This is a genomic window from Endozoicomonas sp. PH6C, from assembly GCF_059322965.1.
This window is the reverse complement of record NZ_CP185342.1, coordinates 244,852-261,366: the sequence shown is the minus strand read 5'-3', so window position 1 is coordinate 261,366 and position 16,515 is coordinate 244,852. Positions and strand designations below refer to the sequence as shown.

12 protein-coding genes and 1 pseudogene are annotated in these 16,515 nt (G+C 49.4%); 9 read left to right on the top strand and 4 right to left on the bottom strand.

Going from position 1 to position 16,515, the window contains the following annotated elements; genetic code table 11:
* Positions 1–66: 66 nt before the first annotated feature.
* Positions 67–801 (bottom strand): DNA/RNA nuclease SfsA, encoded by a 735-nt coding sequence (sfsA, locus tag ACOMG9_RS01040; RefSeq protein ID WP_448215421.1) that lies wholly within the window; start codon positions 799–801, stop codon positions 67–69.
* A gap of 346 nt (positions 802–1,147) precedes the next feature.
* Here sfsA and dksA point away from each other — a divergent pair, with 346 nt between their 5' ends.
* From dksA to ACOMG9_RS00995, 9 genes are all read left to right on the top strand, one after another.
* Complete coding sequence (dksA, locus tag ACOMG9_RS01035; protein WP_422136493.1) at positions 1,148–1,591, top strand: RNA polymerase-binding protein DksA; 444 nt, start codon at positions 1,148–1,150, stop codon at positions 1,589–1,591.
* 134 nt (positions 1,592–1,725) lie between these two features.
* A complete protein-coding gene (gene gluQRS, locus ACOMG9_RS01030) occupies positions 1,726–2,652 on the top strand; it encodes a tRNA glutamyl-Q(34) synthetase GluQRS (RefSeq protein ID WP_494529657.1) in 927 nt (308 codons plus the stop codon).
* A 114-nt stretch (positions 2,653–2,766) separates the two neighbouring features.
* Positions 2,767–5,862: a phosphatidylinositol-specific phospholipase C domain-containing protein gene (locus ACOMG9_RS01025; RefSeq protein WP_494529656.1), complete on the top strand. Its 3,096-nt coding sequence runs from the start codon at positions 2,767–2,769 to the stop codon at positions 5,860–5,862.
* A gap of 105 nt (positions 5,863–5,967) precedes the next feature.
* The gene (locus ACOMG9_RS01020; protein WP_422136491.1) at positions 5,968–6,741 is read left to right on the top strand and encodes a hypothetical protein; all 774 of its coding nucleotides are present in this window, start codon (positions 5,968–5,970) and stop codon (positions 6,739–6,741) included.
* 111 nt (positions 6,742–6,852) lie between these two features.
* Positions 6,853–7,029 carry a hypothetical protein gene (locus tag ACOMG9_RS01015; protein ID WP_317143910.1) on the top strand — a complete coding sequence of 59 codons (177 nt, stop codon included), beginning with the start codon at positions 6,853–6,855 and terminating at the stop codon, positions 7,027–7,029.
* The gene (locus tag ACOMG9_RS01010; RefSeq protein WP_494529655.1) at positions 7,019–7,504 is read left to right on the top strand and encodes a hypothetical protein; all 486 of its coding nucleotides are present in this window, start codon (positions 7,019–7,021) and stop codon (positions 7,502–7,504) included. Before ACOMG9_RS01015 ends, ACOMG9_RS01010 begins: the two co-directional genes overlap by 11 nt.
* A gap of 65 nt (positions 7,505–7,569) precedes the next feature.
* Positions 7,570–10,029 (top strand): ATP-binding protein, encoded by a 2,460-nt coding sequence (locus ACOMG9_RS01005; protein WP_494529654.1) that lies wholly within the window; start codon positions 7,570–7,572, stop codon positions 10,027–10,029.
* The gene (locus ACOMG9_RS01000; protein ID WP_448215417.1) at positions 10,026–11,408 is read left to right on the top strand and encodes a sigma-54-dependent transcriptional regulator; all 1,383 of its coding nucleotides are present in this window, start codon (positions 10,026–10,028) and stop codon (positions 11,406–11,408) included. Before ACOMG9_RS01005 ends, ACOMG9_RS01000 begins: the two co-directional genes overlap by 4 nt.
* A 250-nt stretch (positions 11,409–11,658) precedes the next feature.
* Positions 11,659–12,243: a hypothetical protein gene (locus ACOMG9_RS00995; protein ID WP_448215416.1), complete on the top strand. Its 585-nt coding sequence runs from the start codon at positions 11,659–11,661 to the stop codon at positions 12,241–12,243.
* Between the two features lie 8 nt (positions 12,244–12,251).
* On the opposite strand, the gene ACOMG9_RS00990 is transcribed toward ACOMG9_RS00995, so the two are convergent.
* The 3 genes and pseudogenes from ACOMG9_RS00990 to ACOMG9_RS00980 form a co-directional block, all read right to left on the bottom strand.
* The gene (locus tag ACOMG9_RS00990; protein ID WP_448215415.1) at positions 12,252–12,602 is read right to left on the bottom strand and encodes a hypothetical protein; all 351 of its coding nucleotides are present in this window, start codon (positions 12,600–12,602) and stop codon (positions 12,252–12,254) included.
* A gap of 8 nt (positions 12,603–12,610) precedes the next feature.
* Positions 12,611–14,197, bottom strand: coding sequence for a coiled-coil domain-containing protein (locus ACOMG9_RS00985; protein WP_448215414.1), 1,587 nt, complete (start codon positions 14,195–14,197; stop codon positions 12,611–12,613).
* A 75-nt stretch (positions 14,198–14,272) separates the two neighbouring features.
* A pseudogene (locus ACOMG9_RS00980) lies at positions 14,273–16,440 on the bottom strand (dihydrolipoyl dehydrogenase family protein).
* Positions 16,441–16,515: the final 75 nt, after the last annotated feature.

Here is a 16,515-nt window from a genome sequence, read left to right as displayed (position 1 = left end):
TGAAATATAGCCACTGGATCTGGAAATCAGGGCAGGCGACTTATCAATGGTTGTTGAATCAGCCGATTATTGAATATCAAAAACGGGCAATGTCCGGGTCAGAGTAATTTCCTGCGTCGATATATCAGCGCCCAGAGCCATAATTTCAACCCCTGCTGCTGCAGCTTCTTTAATGGCCCGACCGTATTCCGGATCAATATCATGAGCCGGAGCGACACGTTCAATTCCCGTGTGTTGAACACAAAACAGCAGCACCGCCCTGTAGCCTGACTCAACCACGGCCATCAACTCCCTGAGATGCTTTGTCCCTCGTGTGGTGACAGCATCAGGAAACAAGCCCAGACCATCACCCACTGCCAGAGTGACACTTTTCACTTCAACATAACAATCTGGCAAACCTTCCTGCTGCAGCAAAAAGTCGATACGGCTTTTTTCTTCACCGTAAGGTACCTCTCTGCGAACCTTATCGTATTCTGTCAGCCCGGAAATCTGTTTCAGGTTCAGCGCTTCTGCCACCAGCTTGTTGGCTCTGCCAGTATTCAATCCGGCCAGGGTGCTTTTCTCCTCTGACCCGAACATAACGGGGATCTCGGCCAACTCCCAGGTGCAGGGATACTTGCGCTTGGGATTGCCGGAATCGAGATACCAGACCTGTTTACCCGGATAGAGACAATTTTTCATGGAACCGGTATTCGGACAGTGAAGGGTAATGATACTGCCATCCTCCAGCTCAACATCTGCCATGAACCGTTTATAGCGACGAAGCAGGCGGGCTGACTGAAGATTTTTTTCAAATTTCATATCAATATTTTATTAAATCGGACGTTAATATTCTAAATCTGAATTCTATGATACTCAGTTGACGGTTTCCTCCGACAGTATTTTGTGATTACTATGTAATATGTGGATGATCACTTGTCGACAGCGGCAGAAGCATTTTTTTATGGCGCATTGCCATAGGTTTTGGTAGTTTCATCGCTTCTGTGAGGAAGGCAAGAGGCATAGGGGCCAGATTTAGCAGCTGATTCTGGCAACCCGTAGTGTTGACCTCAGCTTTCAAGGAAGCCGGTCTTATCCGGCGTTCGGATGGAAAGCTTGGCAAGAAGTATGTCGAGCTACTTAATGAGAAGGTGATGAGGCTGTAATCATGTCAGCACAGAAAAAAGCCGATCAAGGTAATTTGCTTCGCTCTTTCACTCCGTATGTGGAGAAAGAAGGCGAAGAATACATGAATGAAAAGCAGGTCGAACATTTCACCAACATCCTAAGGCAATGGAAGCAGGAGTTGATGGAAGAAGTGGATCGCACCGTAAACCATATGCAGGATGAAGCAGCTAACTTCCCTGACCCGGCTGACCGTGCCAGTCAGGAAGAAGAGTTCAGCCTGGAGCTACGCACCCGGGATCGCGAGCGCAAACTGATCAGAAAAATCGATAAAACTCTGACTCGTATTGAGGAAGAAGATTACGGTTTCTGCGACTCTTGCGGTGTCGAGATTGGTGTGCGCCGTCTGGAAGCTCGACCTACAGCCACTCTTTGCATCGACTGCAAAACCCTGGCTGAAATCAAGGAGAAGCAGCTGGGTCAATAATACCCGGTCATTGCTGACTTCACACAAAGCCGCGAATCATATCGCGGCTTTGCTGTTTTTGCGTTTATCAAACTGTATTGCCGAAGCATCGACAATACTCCCTTTCATCTGCTTATGGTCTGATGAGCCTGAACATGCCGACAGCAAAAAAACCTGCTCTCAGTCAAGAAAAGACAAACTACATTGGCCGCTTCGCACCTTCTCCTTCCGGTCCATTACACTTTGGCTCACTGGTCGCCGCGCTGGCCAGTTTTCTTGATGCCCGCTCGCAAAAGGGAATCTGGCGGGTCCGCATGGAAGATATTGATCCTCCCAGAGAACAACCTGGCGCAGCCCATCAGATTCTGAAGTCGCTGGAAGTCTATGGCTTGCTCTGGGATGACCAGGTGCTCTACCAAAGCGAGCGTTACGAGGCGTACCAGGACATCATCAGTGACCTGAAGGTCAGAGGTTTCGTATACCCCTGCACCTGTACACGCAAAGATCTTCATGGAACAGGAGGCGTCTATCCGGGTATCTGTCGAGACAAAACAGTCAACACAAAATCCCCACACTCCCTGAGGGTCAGATGCCCTGACACAATCATTGCGTTTCAGGATCAGATCCAGGGATCGATCGAATATGCGCTGCCAGATCTGGGTGACTTTATCATTCAACGCAAGGATGGTCTCTTTGCCTATCAACTGGCCGTCTGTGCAGACGACGCTTACCAGGGAATCACACACATCGTCAGGGGTCATGATCTTCTCAATGCCACGCCCTGGCAGATCCATCTGTTGTCTCTGCTTAACACTGCTGCGCCTGTTTATGCTCACGTTCCTGTTATCACCCTTGCAAACGGCGACAAGCTCAGCAAGCAGAACCATGCTCCCGGGATTCCTCTTGATCGACCTGAACAACAGTTAATTAAAGCGCTGAGGGCATTGGGACAGAATCCGGATGCCGAACTGGATGGCAGCAGTGTTTCCGAGATTCTGCAATGGGGTATAGAGCACTGGCAGATAGAAAAGGTCGCAAAACAGCCTTCTGTTGCCCTGCTCGCTCTTTCCCATACGACGTAAATCTACAAGCATTCAACCACCCTCGATACTTCGGACTCAGTATGTGGCAAATAGCATAAATACACTTCTGTGACAGCCGAAATATAGATTCATCAGAGGCAGGGGAGGTTTACCGTGAAGATTGGGCCAGGAAAAGGAATCCAGCGTCTGCCAGCTGAGCTTGAACGGGAAAAAACAGCCCCGGCAGTCTATAAAAACGGGAAAAAAATAGCACAACATGAAGCTGGTACACCTTACCAGACAAGAGACGGTGCAGGTCAACTTTCAGGCAGCAAACTCTCAGAACGGAGTATTTCCTCATTAAGTGACGAAGGCTACGAAACCGACTCCAGCTCAATATCACCGGATGATGAGTTCTTTGACACGGCATCCATCACATCAGAAAACTCTTTTGACAGTGCTCTGTCTGACGATGAGACTTTTGTTCACAATTACTGCGATAACGCAGAAGCTTTCATCAATGAATCATTTATTGATGACGAGAGCCCTGATGGCGAGCCGCTGTTCTGGACAGATGCCATGGTTCGGGAACTAAAAGCAATCGCCATTCGCGAGAATCGGCCAGTGACACTGGAAGATTACTATCCATTAAATCAGGCAAAACACCTTTCTCTTGGGCAAGGGAAGAATGCAGGCAGTGTCGATAAATTATTTTCTCAAACTTCTCTGCTTGAGCTGCCCATCTATCACTCAGAAGATATTAAGGACCGATTGGCTGAAATCTCTGGCCATTGTCTCCGGGGCACCCGCGCAGCAAAACCATTCAAAGAGCCAGCAGCGAATCAGAAACTCGAAAAAGCATTACTGGCAGGCGCGACAGCAGGTGCTATAGCGTCAGGTGCCGGTGTTGCTACTGCCAGCGCACTGCAAGCCCCCCATGATCCCGGCAAGTTTGATCACATTTCACCTAAAGATGTACCGATCAATGAAATAACAATATTCGCTTCACACAATACCGAGGCGCTTGCCGGCCAGGGTACGTTGCCATTGCTGGCCACCAATCAAAATATGCATCTGAAGGATATGCTGGACAAAACCCCAATTCGGGGGTTTGACCTCGACCTACATGAACACAATGGTGACATCGTCATCAACCATGGTGGTTTATTCGATGCTACGGTCAGCAGTGACAATATCCCTAAACTGGATAACGTACTCAAAACCATGGATAACTGGCTCGATCAGCCAGGTAATCAGGATGAGGTGCTGTTCCTGAATTTTGAAAACCGTGACAACCTGCCTTCGGGTGCGCTGGCAGATGCCTTTGGCCATGATGCCGTTCTCGACTCTCGTGAATACTGGAATATGTGGTCCGGGCTGGGGCGTGCTCCAACAATTGAAGAGATTCGTGGTGCAGGTTTCAAGGTCGTCGATTTTGACTATAACCGATACTTCAAAGCGGGCAGTGGCGAAACCGGATTCAGGGATATGCGCTTTGAGGCTACCTGGGAAGACCGGACACTGATGGAAAACGCTATTGATATGGATGCTCAGGCAGGTGATTTTAAAACGAGTGAAATCGCACCTCATATTACCACTGACCGCATTGATGAAATCATGGACTCCCCGGATGGAAAATGGGTCAGTCTGGATCAGGTGTCACCTGATGATTCCCGTTTTTTCAAACCGGAAGACCGTGACGAACTGGCATTAAAACCGGACCTGAAATTAATGGGCCTCTTTTATGAGAGTAATGAGGATTTTCAGTCCGCTTTGTTGGGGTTTGGTACCACCACCGCAGGGGCAACGGCTTCCCTTGCGCTCGCAGGTGGGGCTTATCAGGGATTCCTGAATGAAAAGAAGATTCGAAACCAGGATAAGCTGACGCCAGAACACCTCAAGGCCATGGAGCTGACGGCCATTCTGCAAAAGCGAAAAAACAGCAAGAAACATGCGGGTAAACCGTTAGGGAAAAAAGTAACCCTGGAAGAGGTTAAAAATCTCTACAAGCAAAATCAGCTGAAAGCCATAACCAAGGACACCATCATGGCCGGAGCCAGTGCTACCGTCAGCCTGACCGGATCGGCACTGGCCCTGGGAATGCTGTTCCCGCCCTTGATGCCTGCATTTGGTGGGGTGTCTGTCGGTGTTGCTGGCACGGGCACGATTGCTACCATAATGGCGACCGTTGGTAACCGAAAGCGGCTGGGCAAGGCTATTGACGAAGCCTTTAAGAATCCGGGAGTTCTTAAGGCGCTGCAAGAGCGGGTCGATGCTATGAACCTTGAAATTGAACAATGCGCCAACAGCAGTGGTCATGTCGATGAGCTTTTGTCCAGTATGGTTTCTGACCGTGAGAAAGGTGAACGCTTGCTGAAAGCCAGCACCGTGATGCTCAGTACCAGTCTTGTTGCACGAGCCAGTGGCATGAGCAAGTACGGAATGCCAGCCCTGGGCACGGCAACAATGGGGGTTGGAGCCACCATTACCGGGGTGCTTGTAGCACTATCAGCGGCCTTGAACTTCCGCCATCGTCACAGCAAATTAAAGAGCCTTCCCCAGACTACCTCAGAAGTCCTGCGCCCGGACTACGGCAGAAAACAGAAGAGAAAACTGGGCTTGTTTGGCGATACGGCCTTTCAACGATTCCTTAAAAAAAACCGGACGAAAGTGATCAAAGACCTGGGCCTGAAGCCGGGCTGCACCAACAAAGAGATTTCATTTGCATTTTCACTGCCGGGCAACGAAACAAAACTGGAATTCTATTTACGTGGCTTTGCTGAAAAAGAATGGTTGAAAGACCTCACAGCATTCGCCAAAAAACAAAAAACCAGACAAAACATCGCAGAGGTTCGAAAAGATCCCAAGGCACTAAGAGCACTACTGAAACAGTACGCCATCAAACGGGTTGGGGACTTTGCCCATAACGACACCTTTGCGGAAGGGCGGTCTGGCACTCTCAAATTGGCACTGATCGGAGCATTCAGCGGTATTTTTTTCCTCCCTATGCTCGGAGTGGCTGCTGGTGTTCTTGGCATAGGGCTGGGTGTTTCGAAAGCCACAGCCGTTCATGAGCGAAAACTCTTTACCAAAAAGCTAACGGATCTTATAGATAATGAACCGGGAGAGGACGGGGAAAAAATAGCGGCCCATAATAGCCTGAATGGCATGATTGACAGCTGGACAAACATGCTGGCGAACAGGTCAAAAGCAAAGCCTCTGCCAGCGAAAACGCCTGCAACATCACCTGGGATTCCAAAGCAGCAATAAACTTTTTGTTGATTCAAAGTCTGTTTTGATATTTCCAATCGTTCACGACGAATGTTATATATAGGGCATTAACCTTGTCGAGAAAGATGTGTCTAAGGAGTGGATATGTCCGTCATCAACACCGTTATTAAAAAAATTGTACGTCGTTGGCTGCCTGCTGCCACATTGCTTGTTATCCCCCATTCTCTGGCGTTTACCTCTCAGGAAATCGAGCCCGTCCCGGGAGCTACATTCGATGTTACCGACTCTGAGTTCTGTCAAAAAGCTCGTTTTGAACGCGAAAAGGCTGTTGGCAAAGAGCCGGATCTTTCGAAAATTGAGGTGGTCACCGCACAGGATGCTGCACTCTGCTTTACCCCGGATGAAAACCTGTTTTTCGTTGCTAACCAGGAAGCACAGAACATCCTTGGTCCTCACGCTCCCTGGTATTTGCAGATCAGCCGTGAGTTTCGTGAACGGGTGAAAGAAGCCTGCAAGATTATGGGCTACCAGAACGACGATGTCAGCCGGGCTTACGATCACTGCCTGGAGGACCGCTATGAAGAGCTGATGGGCCCTTACGAAGATAAGTATCGCAGGGAAGCAGGAAACTACCTCAGCAAAAGAAGACAGGTGGCAGAGAGTCTGGTGGTTCGTTGCGATGCCGCGTTGAGTATCAAACGCTCTCGCCTGCCAAGAGACCTCAAATTCCCTCTGGCTTATTACGATAAGCACATCAACGCCCTGCCCAGCTGGTTTCTGGAAGAAAAACTGGACGACACCGACTGGATCAGGAAAATGGCTGACCTGAAAGCCAACGAACTAATGAGCGACGTACTGGGCGACGACTGCCCGGGCAATATGGTTTACTGGGTGACCTACGATCCACCGGGTGTTTGATGTGGACAATACAAACCTCTGCACCTCCCGAGATAAATTCACCCTCTTTTGCGGTTTATCTCAACACTGGTTAACATGGACAGTCCGATTTAAAGCTCGTACTGAAGTTTCATGTACATCTATCGTCTGGTTTTGCTTCTGGTTATCAGTATCTACCTTTTCTCTCCCGCCATCATGGGATGGTGGATTACGACTGGCGATAGCTGGTACCAACCCTGGATTCTCTGGTTTTTCGTGATTCTGGCAGGCTTCCTGCTCCAGCCGAGAGGGAAGTCTGATGAGTTTTGAGCTCGAAGAACTCCTGCTGGTCAGTGTCGCCTATTTGCTGGCCTTATTCTTTTGTGCCTGGGCGACCGAGAAAGGTCTGATTCCCGAAAAAATCACCCGCCACCCTGCTGTCTATGTTCTGTCTCTGGGAGTCTACGCCTCCAGCTGGGCCTATTTCGGCAGCCTGGGCTTCGCGAATGAGCACGGTTATGTTTTTCTAGCCTTCTATCTGGGTGTGAGTGGTGCTTTCCTGCTGTCTCCGGTTTTGCTCCATCCGATTCTTAAGATTACCCGAACCTACCAGCTCAGCTCACTGGCAGACCTTTTTGCGTTCCGGTTCCGTAGCCCTGTCGCCGGAACCCTGGCCACTGTATTGATGCTGACCGCAACCATGCCTCTGCTATCACTGCAAATTCAGGCGGTATCCGACAGTATTCACCTGATCAGCAAGGAGTACTCTCCGAACGACTGGCCATCGTTTTCTGTGTCATGGTAGCCCTGTTTGCGGCTCTGTTCGGGACTCGTAATCCCTCAACCCGTGACAGACATCAGGGTCTGGTCATGGCAATAGCGGTTGAGTCAGTGGTCAAACTGGTGGTTATGGCAACCCTGGGCCTGGTAATTTTGTTTGAAGTTTTTCATGGTCTTGATGGCGTGGAAGTCTGGCTTGCTGTCCATCAGGATTCACTGATAGAAATGCAAACGCCGCTTGAGGACGGTCCCTGGCGCAGCATGCTGCTGATGTTTTTTGCTTCAGCGATTGTCATGCCACATATGTTCCATATGACTTTTGCCGAGAATCGTAGCCAGCGTTCTCTTCATATTGCCAGTTGGGCACTTCCCCTTTTTCTGCTGATACTGAGTCTGCCCACACTGCTGATTCTCTGGGCCGGTATCAAGCTGGACAGCCCGGTAGCGGCTGACTACTTCACGCTGTTCATTGGTCAGGCTCTGGATATGCCATGGCTAACCATTGTCGCCTACATAGGAGGGCTGGCAGCTGCCAGTGGCTTGACGATTGTCACAATACTGGCCCTGTCTTCAATGATCATGAACCATATAGTGTTACCCTATCACCCGCCTCGCCTTCAGATTGAGGTGAACATCTATCGCTGGCTGATCTGGTTCAAGCGATGCATTATTGTGGCACTGATTGTCAGTTCCTACGGCTTCTATCGCATGCTCGAAGCCGAGCGCGCACTCTATAATCTGGGGGTTATTGCCTACGTAGGCGCCCTGCAACTTCTGCCGGGAGCGCTCTGCGTACTCTATTGGCCCAAAGCCAATCATAAAGGATTTATTGTCGGCCTGATCGGCGGTACCACCTTCTGGTTCTTCACTATGATGTTGCCCCAGATGGTCGATTTCAGCCTCTTCAGTTCGACCATGAATGAAGTTTCGACCTATCTTTACCAACAGTGGCATCTGTTGGGTATGACTGCCTTGTCGGTCAATGCAGTACTTATCTATCTGGTCTCGAAGTTTACCCGTATGTCCCCCGAAGAGCGTTCAGCCGCCAGTGCCTGCCTGGTGGAAAGCAATAGCCGAAACGAGCAGAAAGTACCTGAAGCCAAGTCCGCCCATGATTTCCATGAAATGCTGAGCAAACCTCTGGGGGAACTGGTAGCCCAAAAGGAAGTATCCAGAGCACTCAGCGATCTCAACATGAGCGAAGACGAAAATCGCCCCCATGCGCTTCGTCGGCTAAGGGAGCGGATCGAGAAAAACCTTTCGGGCCTGATGGGACCGACTGTGGCCCACGATATCGTTGACACTTTCTTGCCCTGGGATGAAAACAAGGGTTACGTTACCCGGGACATTCATTTCATGGAATCCCGACTGGAGGCCTATCACAGCCGATTGAGCGGACTGGCCGGAGAGCTTGACGATCTGAGGCGATATCATCGGGACACCCTGAATAATCTTCCCATGGCTCTGTGTTCCGTGGATGCGGCAGGAGAGATTATGCTCTGGAATCAGGCTATGAGTCATATGACCGATATTCCCGCCTCGGATGTCCTGGGCAGCCCCCTGAACCGGATTCCAGAGCCCTGGAATAAGATTCTCAGCAACTTTGCCCGGATAGACAGTCACCACCTTCCTAAACATGGTGTAGAAATTAATGGGCAGTTGCGTTATTTCAATCTTCATAAGGCTAACCTTGAAGCACCATTATCCGGTGTCAGTGGCAACAAAGTGATGCTGCTGGAAGATCATACTGAAAACCAGATGCTGGAAGATCAACTGTTTCATAGTGAACGACTGGCTTCCATTGGACAGCTGGCGGCTGGTGTCGCCCACGAGATTGGCAACCCGGTCACGGCTATTGATTGTCTGGCCCAGGAGCTGAAAGCCCTTTCAGAAGAAGACGATACCCGGCAAGTGGCGGGTCAGGTACTGGAACAAACCAAAAGAGTTTCCAGAATTGTGCAAATGCTCATGAGCTACTCCCATAACGGTAAGAATCGATCAGAAACGAGCACTCATGAACCCGTCGATCTTTTTACCAGCGTTCAGGAGTCTATCAGCCTGTTGCAACTTGGACGAAAGAGCAGCAATATCAGCTTTCTTAACTTATGTGATCCAGATCACAGGGTGACGGGTGACCCACAGAAACTGCAACAGGTTTTCATCAACCTGCTGAATAATGCTGTGGATGCTTCCGATGAGAAAAGCACAATCACTATACGAACATCGGCCTCTGTCCATACCATCAAAATCGAAGTCGAAGACCAGGGTCATGGCATTCCTGCCAGCATTCAGGAGCGTCTGTTTGAACCCTTCTTCACCACCAAAGAGACGGGTAAAGGTACCGGCCTCGGTCTGGCACTGACCTGGAATATTATTGAAGAGCACTTTGGTACCATCAGGGTCATCAGCCCAACCGATAAAAATCTGGATAAAGGTACATGTTTTGAAATTTCCCTGCCGCGTCATGAGCCGCAGAGCATCAGGCAGCAGCATGGTTATATGACTTATCGGCCCCATGATTCATGGGAGCAGGAGGGGGAAACCGTATGAACCCGGGTAATATTCTCATTGTTGAGGACGAAGAGATTATTCGTGCCTCCCTGAGAAGACTGTTGGAAAGAAACGACTACAACGTCAGTGAAGCAGGTTCTGTCCACGAAGCTGAGTTGTCCTATACATTAAAAGACTTTGACCTGATCATCAGCGATTTGCGCCTGCCTGACTCACCCGGTACCGAGATGATCAACCTTGCTGAGGACGTACCGGTCCTGATTATGACCAGCTATGCCAGCCTGAACTCAGCCGTGAGCACCATGAAAATGGGCGCTGTTGACTATATTGCCAAACCCTTTGATCACTCTGAAATGCTGGAACGTGTTGCCGCTATTATGGCGAGCAAACCGGCATTAGCTGACAAATCAACTGAAGACGTGCTTAATGACACACACACAGGATACAGCGGTATTCTGGGGCATTGTGACGCCATGAAGCTGCTCTTCAAACGCATCCGGAAAGTGGCCCCGACCGATGCCACTGTCCTGATTCAGGGTGAGTCAGGTACAGGTAAAGAACTGGTTGCCAGAGCCCTCCATGAGAACAGCCGCCGTGCCAATGGCCCAATGATCTCGGTTAATTGTGCCGCCATTCCGGAGACCCTCATTGAATCAGAACTTTTTGGTCACGAGAAAGGTTCCTTTACCGGAGCCACTGCTGCCCGGACGGGCCTGATTGAAGCAGCCAATACCGGCACCCTTTTCCTTGATGAAATCGGTGAACTTCCCCTGGAGGCCCAGGCTCGATTGCTTCGGGTTCTGCAGGAAGGAGAAATCAGAAGAGTGGGCTCCGTGCAATCCCAGAAAGTCGATGTACGACTGATTGCTGCTACCCACAGAAATCTGCGCCAGCTCTCTGCAAGTGGTGACTTCCGTGAAGATCTCTATTATCGATTGAAAGTGGTAGAACTGAGAATTCCGGCTCTGCGTGAGCGAGGCAACGATGTCCTGATGCTTGCAGAGAAGCTGCTGGAAAAAGTCTGCAGCAAGATGGAGCTGGAAGTGTATTCCTACTCTCCTGAAGCCATGGCAGCTATCTGTCAACATCAGTGGCCGGGGAATGTGCGAGAGCTGGAACATGCCATCGAGAGGGCTGTCATTCTCTGTGACGATGACATCATTACGCCCGAGACTCTGGATCTGGATGTTCACGTCAAATCGACTTTCTTCAGGACTGACACCGGCAATGCTGGCAGTAACAATGTGGTTGAGACTCAGGATGGTTTGTCACTGGAAGATTACTTCCAGCGCTTCGTGCTTGAACACCAGAATCAAATGACCGAAACCGAACTGGCTCAGAAACTCGGCATTAGTCGTAAAACACTTTGGGAAAGGCGACAACGACTGGGTATTCCCAGGAAAAAAGCCTCAGCCTGAAACTGTCTGAAGATTAATCAATCTAATCAGGTCATCTTTCTGATTGCTCATCAAGACCCCCAGTTCGATGGGGGCTTCTTAAGCAAATTAAGGATAAATTATTTTTAAAACTAAATAACGGCTCTTTCATAATGGATCGAGCTATCAAATCAATGGGAAGATACCTGAACACTGCCTATAATTTTTCTGTTGCCTTCGCAACACCTCAGCATCTCTATTTTCATTTTCATTTTCATTGAGAATATCTATTATGAATCTGCTACAACCAGACGGCTTATGTCGCAGAGCTTCTCTTGTTGCATTATCAGGCCTGTTCATCGGCTTCACTCCTCTCAGCCATGCGGAGTTCGCAGACGATGCAACGAAACAGGTCGAAGCTGTTTATAATGAGGGCATCGGCTTGAATGGAAACGTTGATCTCGGCAAATGCGTAATGCGAGTTAATCCCGACAGTCAGGCAGAAACCAAAAATCCAGCACAAGCCATTTTTAATCATCCGGGCAGTATCAGGGATGTGGGTATCAGCCTCAATAGATCTCACCTTGTAAAAGCAACATTTGATGACATGCAAGATCCTACCTATCTGGTACGCTCTGAAGACCTCATAATCGCGTCAGACACCGGCAACAAGCCGGGTTGGGTAATCAGAGAGTTCAGGTTTACCAAGGGAAAGGCTATGGAAGCAAGAGTGCAGCTCAATGATAGCATAGCGTGGACCTGGGACTGCAGTGACGCCGCTGTTAACATAACTAATGTACGGTTTCAGGACGACCTTCAACATGCTCACCCCGCACACCCCGATCAACCCGACAAAAAGCCACCTGCAGAGCTGTAATGGTATCTTCATGAGCCGGACTTGAGCTGGGCAATTTTCAGCTCGTTTCTGGCCACCTTGAGATGGCTGATAGCGTCCAGCCCCATTTTCTTTAATCTTGACTCCTGGGCAGTCTGTTCACGATAGGCTGCCTCGGCGTCATCCAGCTCGGATTTGAGCACATCCATTTTCTTCGCCAGCTCTTCATCGGCTTCATGACTGGCTTCCAGCAAAGCCATCTGGCCATTAAGCCGGGTCAGTTTTTCGGAGCACTCTCCAACCCGGTGCTGGGTCTCTTCAAGATTTTTCAAAATAGAAGTTTCAAAGGCTTCTGCATCACTGACTCGCTGCTGGAGCTGCTGAAGATGTTCAGATTCCATGAATGCTGTTATTTCCTCGCTGCTTCTTTATCAATTCTTTCCAGGTCTTTTTTCATTGACACAGGATATTGCTGCTGGATTTCATCCATACTATCGCCAAACATAATATGTTCAATAAACTCCCTATTAAAGAGCTTGAATTTTTCGGGATCTTTCATGGCTCCCAACAGGCAAGCGCTGAGATTGGACCTGAGCCTGACTTTTTCACCAAAAACCAGTCCTGAAGCCAAAATATCGGCCAACACCTGTCGATAATCACTGGGGTTGCGCAGGTTATCCATGGACTTCTCCAATGCCTGGATACTCATTGCTTTGTGAGGCGTTATACCTTTGAGAAAAGCTCTCATCTGGGTTCCGGAAGGCTTCAAAGGAGGTTGTTCTGACGACTTGAAACTGACCTTGTCGGACAGTATTCTGGTAACCGTTTGCTTCTGCTCTCCAATTATTGGCTCTGCAACTTTTGATGCTTCATCCTTCTTTAGTGGCTGTTCTTGACTTTGCGTTTTCTCTGGCGGTCCGGTTTTCTTCCTGGAAGCTTGTTTTTCTGCTTTCTTCTGTTGCCTGAGACCTCTATCGATTGCTCTTTGCTCTTGCTTCTTTGCTTTTTCGGATTCTCGCGCTGACTTCACTTTTTCTTTTAACGAGGCCACTTCGAGCTGCAACTGTTTTGCTTCAGCCCTGGCGTCCGAAATGTGTTGCTTGATCAAGGTTTTTACGGCCTCTGTATCAATGCCATGCCTGACCTGCTTTTCATCGGCTTTGGCCAGTAACTTCTCACCATGGGCCGCCAGAGCGTTCGCTTTCTTCTGAGCCCTCTGCAAAGACTTGAGCTGTTCTCCCAATCTTTTGCTGGACTGATCTTTGGCTGCTATCACCTTACTGCGAATTTTAAGTACCGACTTACCCAGAGACAATGACTCTTTTTGCAACCTTTCAAGTGCCTGATGCGCTTTCTTTTCAGCCTTTGCGGCCTTCTTTTGCTTTGCTTTCAGATCCTTCTGAGCCCGCTCCAGATCCTTCACTTCCTGCTTTCGTGTACTCAGCAACTGGTCAGAGTCCCGGGCTGCACGAAATGCCTCGCTTTCAGCTCTGGTCATTCTCTTACCGCCCAGTCCCAATTCCAGCAAGTTCTCCTCCATTACTCCCTGTTTGGCGAGACTGTGAGCCTCGGACTTAAGCTTCCTGGCTTCTTTCAATGAAGCATTGGCGTCTTTCAGAGCCGCTGTCAGGGCATCTTTGCTGCTTCTGTCGACTTTGGGTCTTGCTTTCGAGCCTTCCCAAGAAATTTTTTCCCGAACATTACTGACTTTGGATAAAAGTTGCTCTTCGCGGGAAGGTCCTGAAGGCAATTTCTTCTTCACATCATCGGGCGAAGCCGCCTGAATATCGAATTCTGACAGGCTTTTGCCAGACAGTCCGGAAGGCTCAAGGCTGCCATTATTCAGACTGACGCTCAGATCAACCCTGATGATAGAGTCGCGATTGAGACGAGCAGGATTTTCAGCTTCTTGCCGGATGAGAAGCGCAGAATCTGTTCCTGAGGTTTTGGGGAGGGTTGGGGATATCCCTGCCTGTGAAATGCTGGATTGAGACATCGGGTTCCTGACCATTTTGTAAACAGGCCTCGGAGAAGAGACCCTTTATTTTTAATCTAGCAGCCAGGATCTGAGTCAGCGTCTCATCCAGTCATGATACTTCTTGACCCACTTCAACAAACCTTCCGGCGCATGGGCCCGTTTCCACTCACCTGCAGCAAATTTGTTGGATTCGCTGAGCGTAGGGTAAATGTGAATAGTGCCAAGAATCTTGTTCATTCCCAGACCGTGTTTCATGGCGGTGATGTATTCGGTGATCAGTTCACCGGCATGGTAACCCACGATAGTGCACCCCAGAATCTTGTCACTGCCCGGTCTGGTCAGAACCTTGATAAACCCTCTGGCTTCCTCATCGGCAATAGCCCTGTCCAGATCATCAATACCGTAGCGGGTGATTTCGTAGGGAACTCCCTGTTCTTTGGCTTCCGTTTCATTAAGGCCTACTCTGGCCACTTCCGGATCAGTAAACGTACACCAGGGCATGACCGAGTAATCCACTTTGAACTTCCTGAAGCGTCCGAAGAGTGCGTTCACAGAGGCATACCAGGCCTGGTGCGCTGCTGCATGTGTGAATTGATAAGGTCCCGCCACATCACCGCAGGCGTAGATATTCGGGAATCGTGTCTGCAAATATTCGTTCACAGCAATGGTTCCACGCTCTGTGGTTTCTATCCCGAGCGCTTCCAGCCCCAGGCTGCCGGTGTTGGCTTTGCGACCTGTGGCAAACAGGACAGCATCGAAATCAATGTCAACGGTTTGGCCTTCATGCTCAGCTACCAGCCATTGTTTATCACCTTCTTTGTGAAAGGATCGGGTTTCGTGCTTCAGCTTAAGATCAACCCCGTCTTTGCGAAACTGGGACATCACCTCCAAAGAAACATCCGGATCTTCCCGGTGCAGCAGGCGGGGACCATGATCGAGCAGAGTCACATTGACACCCAGTCGGGTAAAAGCCTGAGTCAATTCACAACCGATCGGTCCGCCGCCGACGACCAGCAGCTTTTGTGGTTTTTCACGAATATCCCAGAGAGTATCTGATGTGTAATGGGTAATCTGATCAACACCGGGCAAAGGCGGCACAAAGGGTCTGCCGCCACTGGCGATAATAATATTTCGGCTGGAAATCCGCTGACCGTCCACCTCAATTTCCCAGGGACTGACCAGCCTGGCTTCACCCGTAACGCAGTTTACGCCCAGACCGGTATAACGTTCGACCGAATCATGGGGCTCAACCTGCTTAATGACCGATTGCACTCGTTCCATTACAGCGGTGAAATTGACATCAGCCTGCACATTCTCCAGGCCAAATTCGTCGGCTCGCTTCATGTAATGGGCCATCTTGGCAGATCGAATCAAAGCCTTGCTGGGAACACAGCCGGTATTAAGACAATCGCCACCCATTCTATGCTTTTCAATCAAAGTGACTCTGGCTTTCACGGCCGCTGCAATGTAGCTGCTTACCAGTCCGGCAGAACCCGCTCCTATCACAGTCAGGTTATTATCGAACCTGCGGGGTTTTCTGAAGCCCTTGTAAACACCGGAATGACCCAACATGCTTACTCCTCCTTATTTTCTTCACTGATTGAAGGCTTTTTGATCAGGCTGATAGCTTTACGTGCCAGCCATGGGAAAATCCCCAATAATACAAAGGAACCAATAAGCCCCGGTGTTAAAATACCACTGACGGATAATTCCTGAACCTGTCCCAGCTGAGCACCGGCATTCACATACACAGCCGTTCCCGGCAGCATGCCAAGCTGACTGACCCAGTAAAACGTTCTGGCTTTCATGGGCGTCAGCCCCATAACCAGGTTAATCACAAAGAAAGGAACTGCAGGAATCAATCTCAAGGTCAGAAGATAAAACAGACCGTCTTTCTCAATACCCTTGTTAATGGTTGCCAGATATTGGCCAAACTTACCCTGGACCCATTCCCGCAACAGCGTTCTGGAAATGAGGAAAGCCAGGGTGGCCCCTATCGTGCTGGCAAAAGAGATCACTATCAGGCCCGTCGTAAACCCGAAAATAGCACCACCAACCAGAGTAAGAATAACAGCGCCCGGAAGCGAAAGCGCCGTTACAGCCACATAAATGGCAAAGAATACGGCAATGGTAAGTGCAGGATTATCGCTGTAAAGCGACTGAAAATAATCACGAGTCAGATATTGTTGTGCATCCAGTGCAAAAAATGCAGTAATGGCTGCCATAACAGCCACCAGTAGAATGATTTTACTTTTATTCATACAAGGAATCTTCCTGCGGAACGGTTGCAACATCCTGTCGGGAAAGCGCATAACGCATCTTTTTCGTATAATGCC

Bases quoted from the DNA above. Each gene is read 5' to 3' on its own strand.
- sfsA (WP_448215421.1), bottom strand. From the start codon at position 801: ATGAAATTTGAAAAAAATCTTCAGTCAGCCCGCCTGCTTCGTCGCTAT.
- dksA (WP_422136493.1), top strand. From the start codon at position 1,148: ATGTCAGCACAGAAAAAAGCCGATCAAGGTAATTTGCTTCGCTCTTTC.
- gluQRS (WP_494529657.1), top strand. From the start codon at position 1,726: ATGCCGACAGCAAAAAAACCTGCTCTCAGTCAAGAAAAGACAAACTAC.
- ACOMG9_RS01020 (WP_422136491.1), top strand. From the start codon at position 5,968: ATGTCCGTCATCAACACCGTTATTAAAAAAATTGTACGTCGTTGGCTG.
- ACOMG9_RS01015 (WP_317143910.1), top strand. From the start codon at position 6,853: ATGTACATCTATCGTCTGGTTTTGCTTCTGGTTATCAGTATCTACCTT.
- ACOMG9_RS01010 (WP_494529655.1), top strand. From the start codon at position 7,019: ATGAGTTTTGAGCTCGAAGAACTCCTGCTGGTCAGTGTCGCCTATTTG.
- ACOMG9_RS01005 (WP_494529654.1), top strand. From the start codon at position 7,570: ATGGCAATAGCGGTTGAGTCAGTGGTCAAACTGGTGGTTATGGCAACC.
- ACOMG9_RS01000 (WP_448215417.1), top strand. From the start codon at position 10,026: ATGAACCCGGGTAATATTCTCATTGTTGAGGACGAAGAGATTATTCGT.
- ACOMG9_RS00995 (WP_448215416.1), top strand. From the start codon at position 11,659: ATGAATCTGCTACAACCAGACGGCTTATGTCGCAGAGCTTCTCTTGTT.
- ACOMG9_RS00990 (WP_448215415.1), bottom strand. From the start codon at position 12,602: ATGGAATCTGAACATCTTCAGCAGCTCCAGCAGCGAGTCAGTGATGCA.
- ACOMG9_RS00985 (WP_448215414.1), bottom strand. From the start codon at position 14,197: ATGTCTCAATCCAGCATTTCACAGGCAGGGATATCCCCAACCCTCCCC.